Consider the following 18,164-nt stretch of genomic DNA (forward strand, 5'->3'; position numbering starts at 1 on the left):
TACTCGATGCCCCTATCGCGCGGTGATGTGATTGCGGAAGTCGAGCGGTGCGGCGATGGTCTGGATGGTCTCGGCACCCTCGCCGACGCCCCGCACCGTGACATTGCCGTAGTTCAAAAGCCGGCCCAGAATGCTCTGATTGACATCGACGCTCTCGACCTTGTCGAGACTCATTTCGAAGGTCCGGCGCTTGATGAAGCCGGCCTTGTGGACGACGCGCAGATTGGTGACGTCGGTCTCCGTGGTCCAGCGATGGAACCAGGCCGTCACGGTCCAGTACAGCGCGGCAATCGCCACGACCGCCGCCGCCGCCAGGCACAACAGGATGATGCTCTCGGTGATGGTCGCGCGCGACAGGATCAGCAGGACCAGCGCCACGATCCAGGCCGCGATCGCCGGCAAATAGAATATCCAGTGCGCGTTGGTCGAATACAGCACCTTTTCGCCGGGCTGCAGGATTTCATCGATATAACGCCCCATACGCTGGCCTCAATTACCCTGCCGCCAATTACCTGCAAAAACCTGATCCGGCGCCGTTTTGCGGGCAAGCGCCGGAACCCGGTTGCTTGCCCCGAACGACGCCGCTATGTATACGCGCCTTTTGGCCGGCGCGCTTTAGTTTTGCGGGTTGGCCACAACTCTTAACCATCAAGGGAATGCACCAGTCGTCATGGGCCGCCTCGTGATGAAATTCGGCGGCACATCCGTCGCCAATATCGACCGTATCCGCAACGTCGCGCGTCATGTGAAGCGCGAGGTCGATGCCGGCCACGACGTCGCCGTCGTGGTCTCCGCGATGGCCGGCAAGACCAACGAACTCGTGGAATGGTGCCGCGAGGCGTCCCCCCTGCATGACGCGCGCGAATATGACGCCGTGGTGGCCTCCGGCGAACAGATCACTTCCGGCCTGCTCGCGATCGCGCTGCAGGCGATCGGCATCCAGGCGCGTTCCTGGCAGGGCTGGCAAATTCCGATCCGGACCAGCGATGCCCATGCCTCGGCGCGGATTCTCGAAATCGACGGCACCGAGCTGATCAGCCGCTTCAAGGAGCGCAAGGAAGTCGCCGTGATCGCCGGCTTCCAGGGCATCAACCCGCAGACCGGGCGAATCACCACGCTGGGGCGCGGCGGTTCCGATACTTCGGCGGTGGCGATTGCGGCAGCCGTTCACGCCGATCGCTGCGACATCTATACCGACGTCGACGGCGTCTACACCACCGACCCGCGCGTGGTGCCGAAGGCGCGGCGGCTCGACAAGATCGCCTTCGAGGACATGCTGGAACTGGCCTCGCAGGGCGCCAAGGTGCTGCAGGTCCGTTCGGTGGAACTCGGCATGGTTCACAACATGCCGATTTTTGTCCGCTCCAGTTTCGACAAGCCTGAAGATATCGACCCGCATGCCAATCAACCGCCGGGCACGCTGATCTGCAGCGAGGAGGAAATCATGGAAACCCACGTCGTCACCGGCATCGCCTTTTCCAAGGACGAAGCCCAGATTTCAGTCCGCCAGATCCAGGACAAGCCGGGCGTCGCCGCCTCGATCTTCGGGCCGCTCGCGGAAGCCAATATCAATGTCGACATGATCGTCCAGAACGTTTCCGAAGACGGCGCCACCACCGACCTCACCTTCACGGTGCCGGCCTCGGATTATACCCGCGCCCGCGACACCATCACCTCGGCCAAGGGCAGGATCGGCTACCAGCGGCTGGATAGCGCCACCGACGTCGCCAAGGTCTCGGTAATCGGCAGCGGCATGCGCAGCCACGCCGGCGTCGCCGCCAAGGCATTCGCCGCCTTGGCCACGCGCAATATCAACATCCGCGCCATCACGACCTCCGAAATCAAGTTTTCGGTGCTGATCGACGCCGCCTATACCGAACTCGCCGTGCGTACCCTCCACACGCTCTACGGGCTCGATCAGGTGTGATCGAGAGGCCCGCAGCACGACAGGCATTCGCGACAATCAAGTTTTAGAAAGATTTTCCCTTAGCGGTCGCAGCATTTGCTTGTCAGAGGCGTGATCGACCCTGGCAGGGGTTTTGCTTGGCAAAACAAGCCTCAATTCGCTATACGGCCTGATGGGTGGGCTGCCGCAAACTGTGCCACAGTTTCGGTTATCCTGATTCGGCCGACATTTTCGGACTTGCGACGGCGCCGAATGAATAAAATTGTTGTTTTTCGTGGGTTTAATGCCAGCTGTCGGCCACCCGGCGGGCTGGCCAAACGGAGGAGGATGTCAGCACATGCGGAGCGCGTCGGGAGGCCCCCGCGTCTTGCTGAGACGGCTCCGCGAAACCATGGCGGAGAAGGTCTCAGCCCAGGAGCGATTGGACAAGATCGTGGTGCTGATCGCCGCCAACATGGTGGCGGAGGTCTGCTCGACCTATGTGCTGCGCGTCGACAACACGCTCGAGCTCTACGCCACCGAAGGCCTCAACCGCGACGCCGTCCACCGTACCGTCCTGAGTTCCCATGAGGGCCTGGTCGGCCTGGTCGCGAGCGAGGCCAACCCGCTCAATCTGAGCGACGCGCAGAGCCACCCGGCGTTCTCGTTCCGCCCGGAAACCGGCGAAGAAATCTACCACTCCTTCCTCGGCGTGCCGATCCTGCGCGCCGGCAATACGCTCGGCGTGCTGGTGGTGCAGAACCGCGCCAAGCGCACCTATGTCGAGGAAGAGGTCGAGGCGCTGCAGACCACCGCCATGGTGCTGGCGGAGATGATCGCATCGGGGGAGCTTTCCGCCCTCGCCCAGCCCGGCGCCGAGCCCGCGGCGCGGCATTCGCTGCACAAGACCGGCGCCATCCTGTCCGACGGCATCGCGCTCGGCCATGTGGTGCTGCACGAACCCCGCGTCGTCATCACCAACTACATCGCCGAAGACCTGCCCAAGGAAATCAAGCGGCTCGATGCCGCGCTTACAAAACTGCGCGCCGACCTCGACCGCATGCTGGAGCGCGGCGACGTCGCCGAGGGCGGCGAGCATCGCGACGTGCTGGAAGCCTACCGGATGTTCGCCAACGATCACGGCTGGTCGCACAAGCTGCACGAGGCCGTCGCCACCGGCCTCACTGCGGAAGCCGCCGTCGAGCGCGTGCAGTCCGACACCCGCGCGCGCATGCTGCGCTCGACCGATCCTTATCTGCGCGACCGCCTGCACGACCTCGAAGATCTCGGCCACCGCCTGATGCGGCAGCTGGTCGGGCAGGATCATGCGCCCTCGCGCGAACAGCTGCCCGACAACGCCATCCTGATCGCGCGCGCGATGGGGCCCGCGGCGCTGCTCGACTATGATCGCAAGCGCCTGCGCGGGCTGGTGCTGGAGGAAGGCACCGCCAATTCCCACGTCTCGATCGTGGCGCGCGCGCTCGGCATCCCCGCGGTCGGCGAAATCGCGAACGCGCCGGGCATCGCCGATCCCGGCGACGCCATCATCGTCGACGGCACTTCGGGGGAGATTTACGTGCGTCCGTCGGCGGAGATCGAATCGGCCTACGCGGAACGGGTGCGGTTCCGCGCCAGGCGGCAGGCGCAATATTCGGCGCTGCGCGACATGCCGTGCGTGACCAAGGACGGCCAAACGATCGAACTGATGATCAACGCCGGCCTCACCATCGACCTGCCGCATATCGACGACACTGGCAGCGCCGGCATCGGACTGTTCCGCACCGAGCTGCAATTCATGGTCGGCCAGAGCCTGCCGCGCTCCAGCGATCAGCTCGCGCTGTACCGAACGGTGCTGGACGCCGCGGGCCCCAAGCCGGTGACGTTCCGCACCCTCGACATCGGCGGCGACAAGGCGCTGCCTTATATGGAGACCGTGATCGAGGAAAATCCCGCGCTGGGCTGGCGCGCGATCCGGCTCGGGCTCGACCGCCCCGGCCTGTTGCGCGGCCAGATCCGCGCCCTGCTGCGTGCCGGCGGCGGGCGTGCGCTCCGCATCATGTTCCCGATGATCACCGAAGTCTCCGAATTCGATGCCGCCAAGGCGATCGTCGAGCGCGAACTGACTTATCTTCGCCAGCACGGCCACCCGCTGCCGGAGCGGATTGACGTCGGCACCATGGTGGAAGTGCCGGCTCTGCTCTATCAGCTCGACGAGCTCCTGAAGAAGGTCGATTTCGTTTCAGTCGGGTCCAACGACCTGTTCCAGTTCCTGTTCGCTGTCGACCGCGGCAATGCCAAGGTGTCCGAGCGGTTCGACACCATGTCGGCGCCGATCCTGCGGGCGTTGCGCGACATCGTGCGCAAGGCCAATGCGGCGAAGAAATCCGCCTCCCTGTGCGGCGAGATGGCCTCGAAGCCAATTGGCGCGCTGGCGCTGATCGCGCTCGGCTACCGTTCGCTGTCGATGTCGGCGACCGGGCACGGGCCGGTCAAGGCGATGATCCTCGATCTCGACGCCAAGAAGGCCGAAGCGATGCTGATGCCGCTGCTCGATGCGCCGTCCGGCAGCGTATCGATCCGGCAGAAGCTGACGGAGTTCGCCGAAGCCGAAGGGCTGTCCTTGTAGCGAGGCTGTCGCCCGCGCAACGCCCCTCACGCATTTTATTGTTTGACGCGCATTCCATACGCAACACCGGTATCCACTTTTGCTGAATGCGCGTGTAATTCGAGACCTGACCATGTCGATGCTCCCCGAAGCCAAACTTGATATCCTGCTCGCGCACCACGCCTCGCTCGAGGCGCAGCTGCTTGGCCAGGTGAATTCGGAAAGTTACGTGCGGATTACCCGGGAACTCGCCGAACTCAATCCGCTGATCGACGCCGTGAAGGCCTACCGCGCCACGGAGAAGGAAATCGCCGACACCCAGGCGCTGATATCGGATGCCGCGACCGATCCGGAGATGCGCGCCATGGCCGAGGCCGAACGCGAAACGCTTGCCGCCCGCAGCCTTGAGCTGGCGCAGCAGATCCGCGTGGCACTGCTGCCCAAGGATGCCATGGACGACCGCAACGTCGTCCTGGAAATCCGCGCCGGCACCGGCGGCGACGAGGCCTCGCTGTTCGCCGGCGACCTGTTCCGGATGTATGAGCGGTTTGCAGGCTTGCAGGGCTGGAAGGTCGAGGTGATCTCCGCCAGCGAGGGCACCATGGGCGGCTACAAGGAAATCATCGCCGAGGTGAAAGGCCGCGGCGCCTTCGCCAAATTGAAGTTCGAGTCCGGCGTGCATCGCGTGCAGCGCGTGCCCGACACCGAGACGCAGGGCCGCATTCACACGTCAGCGGCGACGGTCGCGGTGCTGCCGGAAGTCGAGGACGTCGACGTCGATATCAAGCAGGACGACTTACGGATCGAGACCATGCGCGCGCAGGGCGCCGGCGGCCAGCACGTCAACAAGACCGAATCGGCGATCCGGATCACCCACATCCCGACCGGAATCGTGGTGATGATGCAGGACAGCCGCTCGCAACACAAGAACCGCGCCTCGGCGATGAACATCCTGCGCTCGCGCATCTACGACGCCGAACGCCAGCGCATCGATGCGGTGCGCTCCGCCGATCGCCGCGAGAAGGTCGGCTCCGGCGACCGAAGCGAGCGCATCCGCACCTATAATTTCCCGCAGGGCCGCGTCACCGATCACCGCATCAACCTGACGCTCTATAAATTGCCGCAGGTGATGGCCGGCGAAGCCCTGGGCGAACTGGTGGATGCGCTGACCACCGAACATCAGGCAGCCCAGCTCGCCGCCCAGGGCGCCGCGGCGTGAGAACGTCGTCCCGGCTATCGCCGCGATTCCACAACATCCTCGCTGTCGTCCCTGCGAAGGCAGGGACCCATAACCGCAGGCCGTCGTTGTTGCCAGAGATATCAACACTTACCACCCCCACTGAGAGGCCGCGGCGTATGGATCCCCGCTTTCGCGGGGACGACGCATGATCGGACAAACCGTCGATGCCGCACGGCGCACGCTGACGGCACGATTCAAATCCGCACAAATCGATTCGGCCGAACTCGACGCACGAGTCCTCATCGGCGCGGTGCTCGGTCTCGACCTCACCGGCGTCATCGCGGCGGCGAATCGGTATCTCACCTCCGAGGAAGCGACGCGTCTTGAGGATTTCGCGCGCCGCCGCCTCGCGGGCGAGCCGGTCGCCCGCATGCTCGGAAGCAGGGAATTCTGGGGCCTGCCGCTCAAACTTTCGACCGCGACGCTGGTGCCGAGGCCCGACACCGAAACGGTGGTCGAACTGGCGCTGGACATGCAGCGCACCGCTCCGCGCGCAGATCGGCGCTGGCGCATCGCCGACATCGGCACCGGTTCGGGCGCGATCCTGCTGGCGCTGTTGTCCGAATTGGCGGACGCGTATGGCGTCGGCACCGACATCAGCGAGGAGGCGTTACAAACAGCACACGGCAACGCCGTCGATCTGGGGCTGGCCGGTCGCGCCGGCTTCGTCGCCTGCGACTATGCGGCGGCGCTGTCCGGGCCATTCGACCTGATCGTCTCCAATCCGCCCTATATCCGCTCGGCGGAAATCGCCGGCCTCGCGACCGAGGTCCGCGTTCACGATCCGCGGGCTGCTCTTGATGGCGGCGCGGACGGGCTGGATGCCTATCGCGCCCTGATCCCGCAGGCGGCAAGGCTGCTTGCGCCCGAAGGCGCGCTGGTGGTGGAAGTGGGACAGGGCCAGAGCGGCGACATTGAAGGCTTGATGACGGCTGCGGGGTTAATGCTTCCTGTGCCACCAAAAGCCGATCTGGGGGGCGTCCGCCGGGCGGTGGCCGGCCGGAAATTGCCCCCATAAAGCCCGATTGGAGAGCGAAAAAACCACTTGGAATATTCCCCGGGAGCGACTACCTTCCGCTTACAACATCGGTCCAGGGTTGCTGGCCCCGTAGGTACCCCCTAGGCTATATGGGTGTAGACAATACGGGTGGAGGCCAGAGTTCTCAAAGCGAGAGCCCGCCCCGGGTGAAAGGTTCCAAAACGCAGGTCTACCCGAGCGCGATGGCTTTAAGAGCTGCGCTGCTTGCGACCGCAAAGCGAACGAAAGCCTGATATTGCGCTTGAAAACTCACGCGAGAAACCTGTGCTCGTTTTGGCGGGCGGAATGACTTGATGCAGCTGGCGGTATCCGCTGGACTGTTGGGGAACGCGTCTTTGTTGACCGCGGGTTACGGCAAAATCTGTGTGGAATCGAACTGCACGGCGATTCGGTGTGCATGAGGCGTACCGCTTGCGAGCAGGACGACTGTGACAACGGCGATCCAAGGTTTATCACTCTTTATCACTCAAGGCTCATCACTCAGGACTAATCACTCACGGCTTATAACTTCAGGGCTGGAATAAAGGCGAGACATGAGAAACGGTCAGAACAACAAGCGGATGCGTAACCGGAACAACAATAACAACAGCAATCGAAACGACGGCAACCGGCGCGGCCAGAATCCGATGACCCGGGTATTCGAGTCCAACGGGCCCGACATCAAGATCCGCGGCACCGCGTCCCATGTTGCGGAAAAATATGTGCAGCTGGCGCGCGATGCGCGTTCCTCCGGCGATCCGGTCGCAGCCGAAAACTACTATCAGCATGCCGAACATTATTTCCGCCTGATTGCCGCAGCCCAGGAGCAGTTCCGCCAGAACCAGCCGCAGCCGCGCACCGACAATGAGATGGTCTCGGAGGACGGCGACGACGAGGGCGAGAGCTTTTCGCATTTCGGGCAAGAGCCCGGCTTCGTCCCGGTGCAGCCGCAGCCGTTCGTGCCGCGGGACAACAATCCTCCGCGCGAGCACCAGCGCGACGGCCAACCCTACCAGCCGCGCGACCAGCAACAGCAACAGCCGCGCGAGCATCGTCCGCAGCCGCAGTTTCAACCGCAGCCCCAGCCGCAACCGGTGATCCCGGACAACGCCAGCGTCGACCGCCTGCCGTCGTTCATCACCGGACCGCAGCCGCAGATCAGCGGTGGCCCGGGCTTCGAAGGCGGCGAACGAGAGCGTTTCCCCCGCCGCCGTCGCCGGCCGCACGGCCCGCGTCCCGACGGCTTGGCCGCGCCCGCGGCGGCACCGGGCGACGATTTCAATCCAGGGAACGAGTAAGCCGGCGCAGCTTCGATAGGGTGGGCAAAGCCAACGGGTCGCGCAAATGCTGGCCCGATGACAAGCTGCGTGTGCCCGTGAGCTGATTTGACGGCAATCGGCGAAGGTGGTGGGCACGGCGCGAGAGCGCCTTTGCCCGCCCAGCCTACCAGTTACGTACCATCGTTCCGCCGCTGCAGCGACGAGGGCACCAGCACCGGCTCGAGCGCCGGAATGAGCCGTGTGCGCTCGCGGTGCGCCGGGATCGCGCGGTAGACCTGCTTGGTCGCTTCCACGATATGAACGCCGGCGAAAGGCAGCGACAGCGCCGCGCCGACCCGCTCCCACGCCATCGCCGAGCGCAGGAACCAGCCGCCGGGCACCGGCGGCACGAACAATGCCTCGCCCCACCCGGTCGGCGTGAACCACGTCTGCCGCAGCAATTGCGTGATCTGCGAGCGCGAATAGGGCCGGCCATGACCGAACGGCGTGGCGTCGGAGCGCGTCCATACTCCGCGCCGGTTTGGGATCACCGCCATCATGCGCCCCGAGGGCGCCAGCACACGCCATACCTCGCGCAACAGCCCTTCCGGATCGTCGGACATCTCCAGCGCATGAACCAGCAGGATGCGGTCGACGGCGGCATCCGGCAGCGGCAGCGAGAATTCATCGACCAGGGCGGCGAGCGTGGGCCGCGCCGTCGGCCATTTCAGCACGCCCTGCGCCGCCGGCATGAAGGCGATGCAGCGCTCTGAGTCCTCGCGAAACAGGCCGAGATAGGGCGTGGGATAACCGATGCCGAGCACGCGCTGGCCCTGCGCATCCGGCCAGCGCGCATGAATGCCGCGATTGATCAGCCGCCGCGCCACGATGCCGAGGCGCTGCGAATAGAAATCGCGGAGGTCGATGACATCGATGATCATGAAGCTAATGTAACACGCCGCCGCACCGCCGGGGGCCGCGAATATTGCATTGCCGTTGGAGCGTTAACGCCATATTTCATGCCTATAAGGGGCCTGACCGGCGTCACCGCCTCACTCAATCGACGGAGATATCATGGCTGCCGAGATCCGCCTGTTCCCCTGCCTCACCGACAATTTCGGCTATCTGATTCACGATCCCGAGACCAAGGCGACCGCGTCGGTCGATGCGCCGGAAGCAGCCCCCATCGTCAAGGCGCTGGAGCGCGAAGGCTGGACCCTGACCGATATTCTCATCACCCATCATCACCACGATCATGTCGGCGGCGTCGCCGAGCTGAAGCAGAGATATGGCTGCCGGGTGGTCGCCCCGCACGACAAGTCCACCGGAATCGCCAATGTCGATTTGCGCGTCGGCCAGGGCGACGTGGTGAAGGTGGGCGATCTTTTGGGCCGCGTGCTGGAAACCCCGGGCCACACCCTCGACCACGTCAGCTATGTCTTCGACAACGACAAGGCGCTGTTCGCCGCCGACACGCTGTTCTCGATCGGTTGCGGACGGGTGTTCGAGGGCAATTATCCGATGATGTGGGATTCGCTGCTCAAGCTGCGGGCGCTGCCGGACGATTTCAAGCTTTATTGCGGGCACGAATACACTGCCGCCAACATCAAATTCGCGCTCACCGTCGAACCGGACAATCCGACGCTGAAGGCCCGAGCCGAAGAGGTGACGCGGCTGCGCGCGGCGAACAAGCCGACAATCCCCACCTTGCTTGGCGAGGAAAAAAAGGCAAACGTATTCCTGCGCGCCGACGAGCCGTCGGTGGCGGCTGGCGTGAGGATGAAGGGCCGCGATGCCGCCGAGGTGTTCGGCGAACTGCGCGAACGCAAGAACAAGTCCTGATGGATCAAGCCGGATGGGCGCGATGCCGACTGCTGCAGAGATCATTGCCCGACTCGAATTGAAGCCGCATCCGGAGGGCGGGCATTACCGCGAGACCTTTCGCGACAAGCGCGTCGACGCCAACAGACGTTCCTTTTCCACCGTGATCTACTTCCTGCTGGCGCGCGGCGAGCGTTCGCAGTGGCATCGCATCGACGCCGTGGAGGTCTGGCATTATTACGCGGGAAGCGCCCTGACCTTGCGAATTGCCCATGATGACTGCACGCAGCACACGGTAAGGCTCGGACCCGACGTTACCGGAGGCGAGCGACCGCAAGCGATCGTACCGGCGCAGGCATGGCAGACCGCCGAAACCGGCGGCGACTGGACGCTGGTTGGCTGCACCGTCGCGCCAGGATTTGAATTCGCAGGCTTCGAGCTGGCGCCGGCAGGCTGGTGCCCTCCCGGCTGAACAGGCACGATCGGAAATCGGGTGGGTCGCAGTTTTACGGCTTCACGCCTGAAAAGCTGCAGCGCTCCGAGCTCGGTCAGATTCCAGAGACACTATATAAATATAAGCCTCAGGGCTGGCGACCGGCCGCATAACGTCGCCTAAACATATCCCGCGCCGCGATCAGGCCGCCGCCGGCGATCAGCACGGCGGCGAGGGCGATATTCGCGCTCGGCTGGGCAAAGCCGGCCAGGATCAGAAACGATGTCGAGAGCAGCGGCGTCGCGTAGGACGCGGCCCCGAGCACGCGGATGTCGCCGCGCTTCATGCCGACATCCCAGGCATAGAATGCGGCGCCGACGGGGCCGACACCGAGCGCCGCGACCGACAGCCATTGCGTCATCGTGTCGGGCCATACCGTCTCCTCGACCAGCCCATGCACCAAGGCCGCCAATAGCGCGGTCGCCGCGCAAAAGCCCGCCACCGCATCGGTCGGCACTGCCTTGAGCTTGCGCGACATCACCGAATAGGCCGCCCATACGAAGGCCGCGACGAATGCTGCGGCCAGTCCCGGCACCTGGCCGGGCGCAAAGCCGCTGAGACTGTTGCCGGCAAAGAGCAGCACCGTGCCGGCAAGGCCGAGCAGCGCGCCGATGATGTGATGCGGCGCCAGCCGCTCGCCCGGCAACAGCGACGAGAACAGCACGATCAACAGCGGCCAGAGATAATTCAGCAGGCCGGCTTCAGCCGGCGGCGCGAAGCGCAGCGCGAGAAAGTACAGCGCGTGATAGCCGAACAAACCGCCGACCCCGACGACCCACGCCAGCGGCTGCTGGCGCAGCGCTCGGATGGCATCCGGCCGCCCGATCCAGGTCAGGCAACCGACTACCGCGCCGATCGCGAATGTCATCGCCGCGAGCTGAAAGGCGGGAATCTTGCCGGTTGCCACCGTCAACGCCGACAGCAGCGACCACATCAGGATCGCGGTCAGTCCGATCAGGGTGGCGGTGCGGGAGGTCATTGCGTTTGGCAAGTGTGCGGGAGCCAGGTCGAAGCACGTTCCGTCATGGCCTGGCTTGTCTCTGCCATCGACGTCTTTGCTAGTGGTTGTAAAGACGTGGATACCCGGCACAAGGCCGGGCATGACGACTTCTTGGAATGTCAAGGCTGCGCGCGACCACGACGGACGCCGCAATCACACCATATATTGCCCGCCGTTGATGGTCAGCGTCGAGCCGGTGACGGCACCGGCTTCGTCGGCGGCGAGAAACACCACGGCACGGGCGATTTCATCGGGCTCGCCGAGGCGGCCGATCGGGATCAGCGGCAGGATGCTCTTCTCCAGCACCTCCTTCGGCACCGCCTGCACCATCTCGGTGTTGATATAGCCCGGACAGATCGCGTTCACGGTGATGCCGCCCTTGGCATTTTCCAGCGCGAGCGCCTTGGTGAAGCCGATATCACCGGCCTTCGCCGCCGAATAATTGACCTGGCCGAACTGGCCCTTCTGGCCGTTGATCGAGGAAATGTTGATGATGCGGCCGAACTTGCGGGAGCGCATGCCCTCGATCACCTGGCGCGTCATGTTGAACAGCGAGCCGAGATTGGTGTTGATGACCGCGTTCCACTGCTCGAACGTCATCTTGTGGAAGGCTCCGTCCCGGGTGATGCCGGCGTTGTTGACGAGCACCTCGACCGGGCCGAGATCGGCCTCGACCTGCTTGATACCGGCGGCGCAGGCATCGAACGAACTTACGTCCCATTTGTAGACGGGAATACCGGTCTCGGCCTTGAACTTGTCCGCCGCGGCGTCATTTCCCGCGTAGTTGGCGGCCACCTTGTAGCCGGCGGCCTTCAAGGCCTTGCTGATCGAAGCCCCGATGCCCCGCGTTCCCCCCGATACCAACGCAACACGTGCCATGTCGTATCCTTCCCTTGGCGTCTCTCGAACTTGCGTTTTTTATTTTATAGCTTCGAATTAAGCGGGCCGTTTGACGAACATCAAGAACAAAAACGCCCGGCTCAGAGCGCGATCAGCAAAAGTGGCCACCGGTTTGCGCGCTCCAAAAGAAAAAGGGCGCATGATCCTGCCGGATCATGCGCCGCTCCCGGCGTTTCTTTATTAGCCAGAAGTTCTGCGGTTGCTAGATGATCTTTTCATCAGACGACGCCGAACGTTTAATCGCGTGCGGTGCACATGTCAGTCGCGTGCAATGCACATGGCGATGCCCATGCCGCCGCCGATGCACAGCGTGGCAAGACCCTTCTTGGCGTCGCGCTTCTGCATTTCATGCAGCAGCGTCACCAGCACGCGCGTGCCGGAAGCGCCGATCGGATGGCCGATCGCGATCGCGCCGCCGTTGACGTTGACCTTGGACGTATCCCAGCCGAGGTCCTTGTTGACCGCGCAGGCCTGGGCCGCGAAGGCTTCGTTGGCCTCGATCAGATCGAGATCGCCGATGTTCCAGCCCGCCTTCTTCAGTGCCGCGCGGGAGGCCGGGATCGGTCCGGTACCCATGATCTTCGGATCGACACCGGCCTGGCCCCAGGACGCGATGCGGCCGAGAACCTTCCTGCCTTCCTTGGCGGCCTGCTTGGCGGTCATCAGCACCACCGCGGCCGCGCCGTCATTGATGCCCGAGGCGTTGCCGGCGGTGACGGTGCCGTCCTTCTCGAAGGCCGGCTTGAGCTTGGCCATCGCGTCCAGTGTCGCGCCGTGACGCAGATATTCGTCGGTGTCGACGACGATGTCGCCCTTCCGCGTCTTGATGGTGACCGCCACGATCTCGTCCTTGAACTTGCCGGCCTTCTGCGCGGCCTCGGCCTTGTTCTGCGAGGCAACCGCGAACTCGTCCTGCTGCGGACGGGTGATCTGGTACTGCCGGGCGACGTTCTCAGCGGTGTTGCCCATGTGGTAGCCGTTGAAAGCGTCCCACAGCCCGTCCTTGATCATGGTGTCGACGAGCTCGAGGTTGCCCATCTTGACGCCGCCGCGCAGATATTGCGCGTGCGCGGCCATGCTCATGGATTCCTGTCCGCCGGCGACGACGACATCGGAATCGCCGTTGAGCAGCGCCTGGTAGCCCAGCGCAACCGTGCGCAGGCCCGAGCCACAGACCTGGTTGACGCCCCAGGCCGGGCTTTCCACCGGGATACCGGCGGCGAGCGAGGCCTGACGGGCCGGGTTCTGGCCCTGCGCCGCCGTCAGGATCTGGCCCATGATCACTTCGGAGACCCGGCCCGGCTCGATACCGGCCCGCTCCAGCGCGGCCTTGATGGCGACGGCGCCGAGATCATGGGCCGGCGTAGTAGCGAAGGCACCGTTGAAGCTTCCGACCGGGGTGCGGGCGGCGCTGACGATGACGACATCGTCGGACATGGACATCTCCTGGGGGCTTGAGGGTTTGGTTGGGCGGGCGCCGGATTGGCAGGCCAGTCTCTCTCCTCATCCTGTTAACGTCGTTGAGGCATGTCAACCGGCCGGAGGCCGAAATCTCGCCGCGGAGCACTCAAAATGACGTTCTTGGCGTATCCATAAGCAACGTCTATGCTTTGGAATTGACCGTGCTGCACAAAACGGTAGCCGAAGCTTATTGAAAATGCTTACTTTGTTGCGTTGCGTTGCTCGTCAACCCTGCGGCGAAGCCGTCGGGTTCCTTCTCCTCGGTGTGCATGTGTGAGCCCATGGCGAAATCTGACCAACCCACCACGATCAAGAAATATGCGAACCGGCGGCTCTATAATACCGGCACAAGTACCTATGTCACGCTCGAAGACCTCGCCGCGATGGTCAAGGAGGGCGAGGACTTCCTCGTCTACGACGCCAAGACCGGGGACGACATCACCCGATCGGTGCTGGCGCAAATCATCTTCGAGCAGGAGAACAAGGCCGGCCAGAACCTGCTGCCGACCACGTTCCTGCGCCAGCTGATCCGCTTCTACGGCGACAGCATGCAGATGGTGGTGCCGAAATATCTCGAACAGTCGATCGATACGCTGACACGCGAGCAGGAAAAATTCCGCAAGCAGCTGACCAACACTTTCTCGGGAACGCCGTTTGCTCCGCTCGAAGAACATGTCCGCCGCAACATGGAATTGTTTCAGCAGACCTTCTCGATGTTCAAGCCGTTCGTGCCGCCACGCGCCGGATCCGCCGCGGAGCCGGAAAAAACCCCCGAGCCGGTGCCCGAAGAGGACAACATCGACGATCTGCGCCGTCAGATGAAGGACATGCAGGAGCGCCTCGAGCGCATGTCGAAGGAGCCGACGAAGAAGGAAGAGTGAGGGCCATCCTTCCGTCGTCGAACAACAACAGATCGTCGTCCCCGCGAAAGATGGACCCACAATCAGCGGTCCTAGATGTTGCGGAAGGTCTGTCCCACGATCGCCCAACCGATAGGTCACGGCGTCTGGGTCCCTGCTTTCGCAGGGACCTAGGGATTGTTAGCCGCGGGAAGCATGTCGGCGGCCGGCGCGCCCCACGGCCGCTCCGAAGACGCGAGCCCGATCAGGCGCCCCTGGATGTAGTCGCAGCCCCAGTCGCGCAGCATGATTGCGGCTTCCTCGTCCTGAACCCATTCGGCGACCGTCTTGATCTGCAACCGGCGCGCCAGATCGATCAGCGTATGCACGAAGGCGCGATCATCCGCCGAGCGCGCGACGTTCTGCACGAACGCACCATCGATCTTCACGATGTCGACGCCGAGCTTGCGCAGATTGCGGAACGAGGTGTAACCGGCGCCGAAATCGTCGATCGCGATCCGGCTGCCGAAATTCTTCAGCCGCGCGACGAAGCCGCGCAAATCGTCGACATCCTGGATCGCGACGGTTTCGGTGATTTCGACGATCAGCCGTTCCGCGACGCCAGGATGCGCGCGCATCAGCGATTCGATCGAAGACCACCAGTCCGGGTCCATCGTGGTGTCGGGTGAAATGTTGAGGCTGAGTTGCACGTTCGGCGATACCGCCAGTTCAGCCACCACGAGTTCGAGCACGCGGTGGTCGACCAGGCGGATCAGGCCAAGCTTCTCCGCCACCGGAACGATGTCCGGGGCCAGCAGCACCTGCCCGTCATCCTGCTCCATGCGGATCAGGCATTCATAGAACGCCGTATCGCGCGAACCCGCCTCCACCACCGGCTCGAACGCCATCACGATCCGGCGCTCGTTGAGCGCGGTGACGATCTCGTCGGTGACGCGAATATTGACGCGGCGCTGGGCGTCGCGCTCGACATTGGGCCGCCATACCGAGAACGACCCGGCGCGGCGGCGTTTGGCCATATCGAGCGTTTCATGGGCGCGGTTGATGGCTTCGTTGGCGCTGCGTGCGTAGCGCGGCACGCTGACCGCACCGATCGAGGCGGTGACGGAGACTGGCCCGGATTGGGTCGGCACCACCTCGTCGCGAATACCGGCCAGAAACCGCTCGGCCGCGACGTTGATGTCGTCGACCGTGCAGTTCTTCAGGATCAGCCCGAATTTATTGCCGGAGAAGCGGCCGAGCACGTCGCCGCCGCGCAGTCGCGAACGAAGCCGCCGGGCCACTTCCGAAATCACTGCGTCGGCAACATCGAATCCGAATGCGTCATTGATGCGCGCCAGATGATCGATCCCGATCAGCATGAAGGCGCAGGATGTGCGAAAACGCGTCGCCTCCTCGATGGCCTCGGCCAGCGAGGCCATCAGATGCGTCCGATTGAGCTCACCGGTCAGCGGGTCATGCCGCGACAGCTTCAGCAATTGCTCCTCGCGGGCGTGGCGTTCATTGTTGATGCGGACAATGCCGTGGGCACGCAGCGGCCGTCCGTCAGGACCGGCGAACCAGCGCCCGGTTTCCTCGACCCAGAGCATCGGCTCGGAAGACGAGGTCCGCACGCCATATTCGATCCGGTAAGGGGCGCCTTCGGCGCCATGCGCGGGCGGCGAGTTGGCCAGCGCATCGGAGCGGATCATACGTACCGGCTCGATCAGCCTGGAAAACTCCGAGCCCTTCGCGAGCGACGCCTTCGGGATATCGGAAAACACCGCGCCGGCATGATCGCTCCAGGTGATGATGTCAGTGGTGATGTCCCAGACGAACGCGGCCTGGCCGAGCGAAGCCAGGATGGTCGAAGCTTTCGGTGGAGCGGATGTCACGGTCGCCTCGTTTCAGGACACTGCCGGGTGTTTCCCGGTCTCAAGGATACTGCCTGTTTCGGCACAGACCAGCGCGTATTCCGCAAAAGGTGGGTACCGGCTTTGCGATCAGAATACGCGCAAATTATTAATGGAGAGCGTTTTCTCACGGCAAACCGGGGGCCGCCGGAAAATGCTCTGCGCGAAGTTCGTAAATATTAATATTCCGCAAACCACGTTCGAAGGCTGTCCGGAACAAAATGGGGGGAACCGGCATAGCCCTTGCGAGGATGAAATCGAAGCGCGCGCAACGTCCCAGAACGTGACAGTTAAGCCGGATTTCGATTTACGATGTTAAGCAACGATCGACCAAACGAGGCGGTAGAAGGCGGCGTCGTTACCGGCGAAAAGCCCGCCTGCGTCGCGCTGGTGCCGGTGGTGCCTACGGTTCATTGGTCGCGGGTGCCGGAGCAGTCGCGGTCACGGGCCGATTTCGTCACCCAGCTGATCGCAACCGCCGAGCATCTACCGCAGACCCGTTGCCTGCGTCGGGCAACGCCGGCCGATGCCAAAGCTGCCTACGGCGCGCAGCTGCAACAGGGCCAGGCCGCCGGCATCCGCACCCGTCAGATCGTCTAGGGCTTCGGTTCTGATTGAATTAGAACCGAAGCCCTCGATTCTTGTTTTGACGCGTTTTCTTCATGCGAACCGGTGTTCACTTCGCTCGAAAACGCTCTGGATCAGAAAGTTAACGCGGCGGATCTTCGGACGACGGCGGCGAGCCTTCGCCCGGCTGCAACTCCGGGGATGCGACCTCCGGCGACGGTCTCGCCGGCGCGACCTCGGCAGGCACCATTTTCGGCTCGACGCGATCATGCGGCGCGGCTTCGGCGACGGGCACCGGCTCTGACGGCGCCTGGGCCGGGGCCGGCGGGGCCGGCTCGAATTGAGGTTCGGGCGCAGCGGCCGCCCGCTTGCGGGAGGGGGCAGCGGCTGCCGCCACCGTTCCGCGCCGGGGGCGCAGCGCAATGCCCGACAGGAAATCCACCAGCGACAACAGCGACAGCAGGAAATAGGTCGAGGTGCCGAACTTCGGCCACAGCAGGAATTCAGCGCCGGCGGCTCCGAACACGATCAGCGACAACAGATGATCGGTGAGATATTTCCCGCCGGGACGGGCGCCCTTCATGACCTCGAGCAACAGCAACAGGATGCCGAGCGCGAGCAGGACATCGCTCAGCGTCACCGGCCATTGCGCGCCGGACATCAGCGTCAACGTCAGAAGCGGCTCGGCGAGAGTCACGCCGGGCATCAGGAAGGCGATGATGTTGTAGATCGCGAGCGGAATCAGGAGGAGCGGGAAACCGACCATGGACATCGGCGAGGCCTTCTTTTCAAGCACCGGATGTTCTCGGGCAAACCCATGGGGTTCGCAGCAGGAAACCGTCTTACAGGCTCCGCCTCGCGTTACGGAGCCTGGACTCGGGCCGCACAGGCGCGAACCCGGGTATGCCGTGGCGCGTCCTGGACACCGGCCCGGTCAGGATTCCTTCTTGGCCTTCAGAACCTGGCGTCCCTTGTACATGCCGGTCTTCAGGTCGAGGTGGTGCGGACGGCGCAATTCGCCGGAGTCCTTGTCCTCGGCATAGGTCGGCTTCTTCAGCGCATCCGCCGAGCGGCGCATGCCACGCCGCGAGGGCGATGTTTTTCTTCTGGGAACGGCCATTTCGGTGTCCTCTAGGGATGTTGTGGTCTAGGCATCGTCCAAACGC

General features: G+C 63.8%; 17 protein-coding genes. 9 read left to right on the forward strand and 8 right to left on the reverse strand.

What is annotated here, in order from left to right; translation table 11 throughout:
- Positions 1–12 precede the first annotated feature (12 nt).
- Positions 13–480 (reverse strand): PH domain-containing protein, encoded by a 468-nt coding sequence (locus B5525_RS08035; RefSeq protein WP_079565523.1) that lies wholly within the window; start codon positions 478–480, stop codon positions 13–15.
- 190 nt (positions 481–670) lie between these two features.
- Between B5525_RS08035 and B5525_RS08040 the strand changes: the two genes are divergently transcribed.
- The 5 genes from B5525_RS08040 to B5525_RS08060 all read left to right on the forward strand — a co-directional run bounded on the left by B5525_RS08040 (position 671) and on the right by B5525_RS08060 (position 8,046).
- Positions 671–1,927, forward strand: coding sequence for an aspartate kinase (locus tag B5525_RS08040; protein WP_079565524.1), 1,257 nt, complete (start codon positions 671–673; stop codon positions 1,925–1,927).
- 316 nt (positions 1,928–2,243) lie between these two features.
- Positions 2,244–4,511 (forward strand): phosphoenolpyruvate--protein phosphotransferase, encoded by a 2,268-nt coding sequence (ptsP, locus tag B5525_RS08045; protein WP_079565525.1) that lies wholly within the window; start codon positions 2,244–2,246, stop codon positions 4,509–4,511.
- 112 nt (positions 4,512–4,623) lie between these two features.
- Positions 4,624–5,709: a peptide chain release factor 1 gene (prfA, locus tag B5525_RS08050; RefSeq protein ID WP_079565526.1), complete on the forward strand. Its 1,086-nt coding sequence runs from the start codon at positions 4,624–4,626 to the stop codon at positions 5,707–5,709.
- A gap of 166 nt (positions 5,710–5,875) precedes the next feature.
- Complete coding sequence (prmC, locus tag B5525_RS08055; RefSeq protein WP_079565527.1) at positions 5,876–6,748, forward strand: peptide chain release factor N(5)-glutamine methyltransferase; 873 nt, start codon at positions 5,876–5,878, stop codon at positions 6,746–6,748.
- Positions 6,749–7,302: 554 nt separating this feature from the next.
- Positions 7,303–8,046, forward strand: a complete 744-nt coding sequence (locus B5525_RS08060; protein WP_079565528.1) for a DUF4167 domain-containing protein — start codon at positions 7,303–7,305, stop codon at positions 8,044–8,046.
- Between the two features lie 152 nt (positions 8,047–8,198).
- On the opposite strand, the gene B5525_RS08065 is transcribed toward B5525_RS08060, so the two are convergent.
- Positions 8,199–8,942: a class I SAM-dependent methyltransferase gene (locus B5525_RS08065; protein ID WP_079573083.1), complete on the reverse strand. Its 744-nt coding sequence runs from the start codon at positions 8,940–8,942 to the stop codon at positions 8,199–8,201.
- A 139-nt stretch (positions 8,943–9,081) separates the two neighbouring features.
- Between B5525_RS08065 and gloB the strand changes: the two genes are divergently transcribed.
- The gene (gloB, locus tag B5525_RS08070; protein ID WP_079565529.1) at positions 9,082–9,849 is read left to right on the forward strand and encodes a hydroxyacylglutathione hydrolase; all 768 of its coding nucleotides are present in this window, start codon (positions 9,082–9,084) and stop codon (positions 9,847–9,849) included.
- A 22-nt stretch (positions 9,850–9,871) separates the two neighbouring features.
- Positions 9,872–10,300 carry a cupin domain-containing protein gene (locus B5525_RS08075; protein ID WP_079573085.1) on the forward strand — a complete coding sequence of 143 codons (429 nt, stop codon included), beginning with the start codon at positions 9,872–9,874 and terminating at the stop codon, positions 10,298–10,300.
- 109 nt (positions 10,301–10,409) lie between these two features.
- Here the strand turns inward: B5525_RS08075 and B5525_RS08080 are convergent, their stop codons facing one another.
- The 3 genes from B5525_RS08080 to B5525_RS08090 all read right to left on the reverse strand — a co-directional run bounded on the left by B5525_RS08080 (position 10,410) and on the right by B5525_RS08090 (position 13,658).
- A complete protein-coding gene (locus tag B5525_RS08080; protein ID WP_079565530.1) occupies positions 10,410–11,300 on the reverse strand; it encodes a DMT family transporter in 891 nt (296 codons plus the stop codon).
- Positions 11,301–11,474: 174 nt separating this feature from the next.
- Positions 11,475–12,200, reverse strand: a complete 726-nt coding sequence (gene phbB / locus B5525_RS08085; RefSeq protein ID WP_079565531.1) for an acetoacetyl-CoA reductase — start codon at positions 12,198–12,200, stop codon at positions 11,475–11,477.
- Between the two features lie 279 nt (positions 12,201–12,479).
- Positions 12,480–13,658 (reverse strand): acetyl-CoA C-acetyltransferase, encoded by a 1,179-nt coding sequence (locus B5525_RS08090; RefSeq protein ID WP_079565532.1) that lies wholly within the window; start codon positions 13,656–13,658, stop codon positions 12,480–12,482.
- A gap of 305 nt (positions 13,659–13,963) precedes the next feature.
- Between B5525_RS08090 and phaR the strand changes: the two genes are divergently transcribed.
- Positions 13,964–14,563, forward strand: a complete 600-nt coding sequence (phaR, locus tag B5525_RS08095; protein ID WP_079565533.1) for a polyhydroxyalkanoate synthesis repressor PhaR — start codon at positions 13,964–13,966, stop codon at positions 14,561–14,563.
- Positions 14,564–14,712: 149 nt separating this feature from the next.
- On the opposite strand, the gene B5525_RS08100 is transcribed toward phaR, so the two are convergent.
- Positions 14,713–16,413, reverse strand: coding sequence for a bifunctional diguanylate cyclase/phosphodiesterase (locus B5525_RS08100; protein WP_079565534.1), 1,701 nt, complete (start codon positions 16,411–16,413; stop codon positions 14,713–14,715).
- Positions 16,414–16,743: 330 nt separating this feature from the next.
- On the opposite strand from B5525_RS08100, the gene B5525_RS08105 reads away from it, so the two are divergent.
- Positions 16,744–17,031, forward strand: coding sequence for a hypothetical protein (locus tag B5525_RS08105; protein ID WP_079565535.1), 288 nt, complete (start codon positions 16,744–16,746; stop codon positions 17,029–17,031).
- Between the two features lie 109 nt (positions 17,032–17,140).
- Here the strand turns inward: B5525_RS08105 and B5525_RS08110 are convergent, their stop codons facing one another.
- The gene (locus B5525_RS08110) at positions 17,141–17,764 is read right to left on the reverse strand and encodes a hypothetical protein (RefSeq protein ID WP_079573087.1); all 624 of its coding nucleotides are present in this window, start codon (positions 17,762–17,764) and stop codon (positions 17,141–17,143) included.
- A gap of 168 nt (positions 17,765–17,932) precedes the next feature.
- The gene (rpmF, locus tag B5525_RS08115) at positions 17,933–18,118 is read right to left on the reverse strand and encodes a 50S ribosomal protein L32 (RefSeq protein ID WP_027540899.1); all 186 of its coding nucleotides are present in this window, start codon (positions 18,116–18,118) and stop codon (positions 17,933–17,935) included.
- Between the last annotated feature and the right edge of the window lie 46 nt (positions 18,119–18,164).

Origin of the sequence: Bradyrhizobium erythrophlei (assembly GCF_900129505.1) — a bacterium.
In the GTDB taxonomy this organism is placed as follows: domain Bacteria; phylum Pseudomonadota; class Alphaproteobacteria; order Rhizobiales; family Xanthobacteraceae; genus Bradyrhizobium; species Bradyrhizobium erythrophlei_D.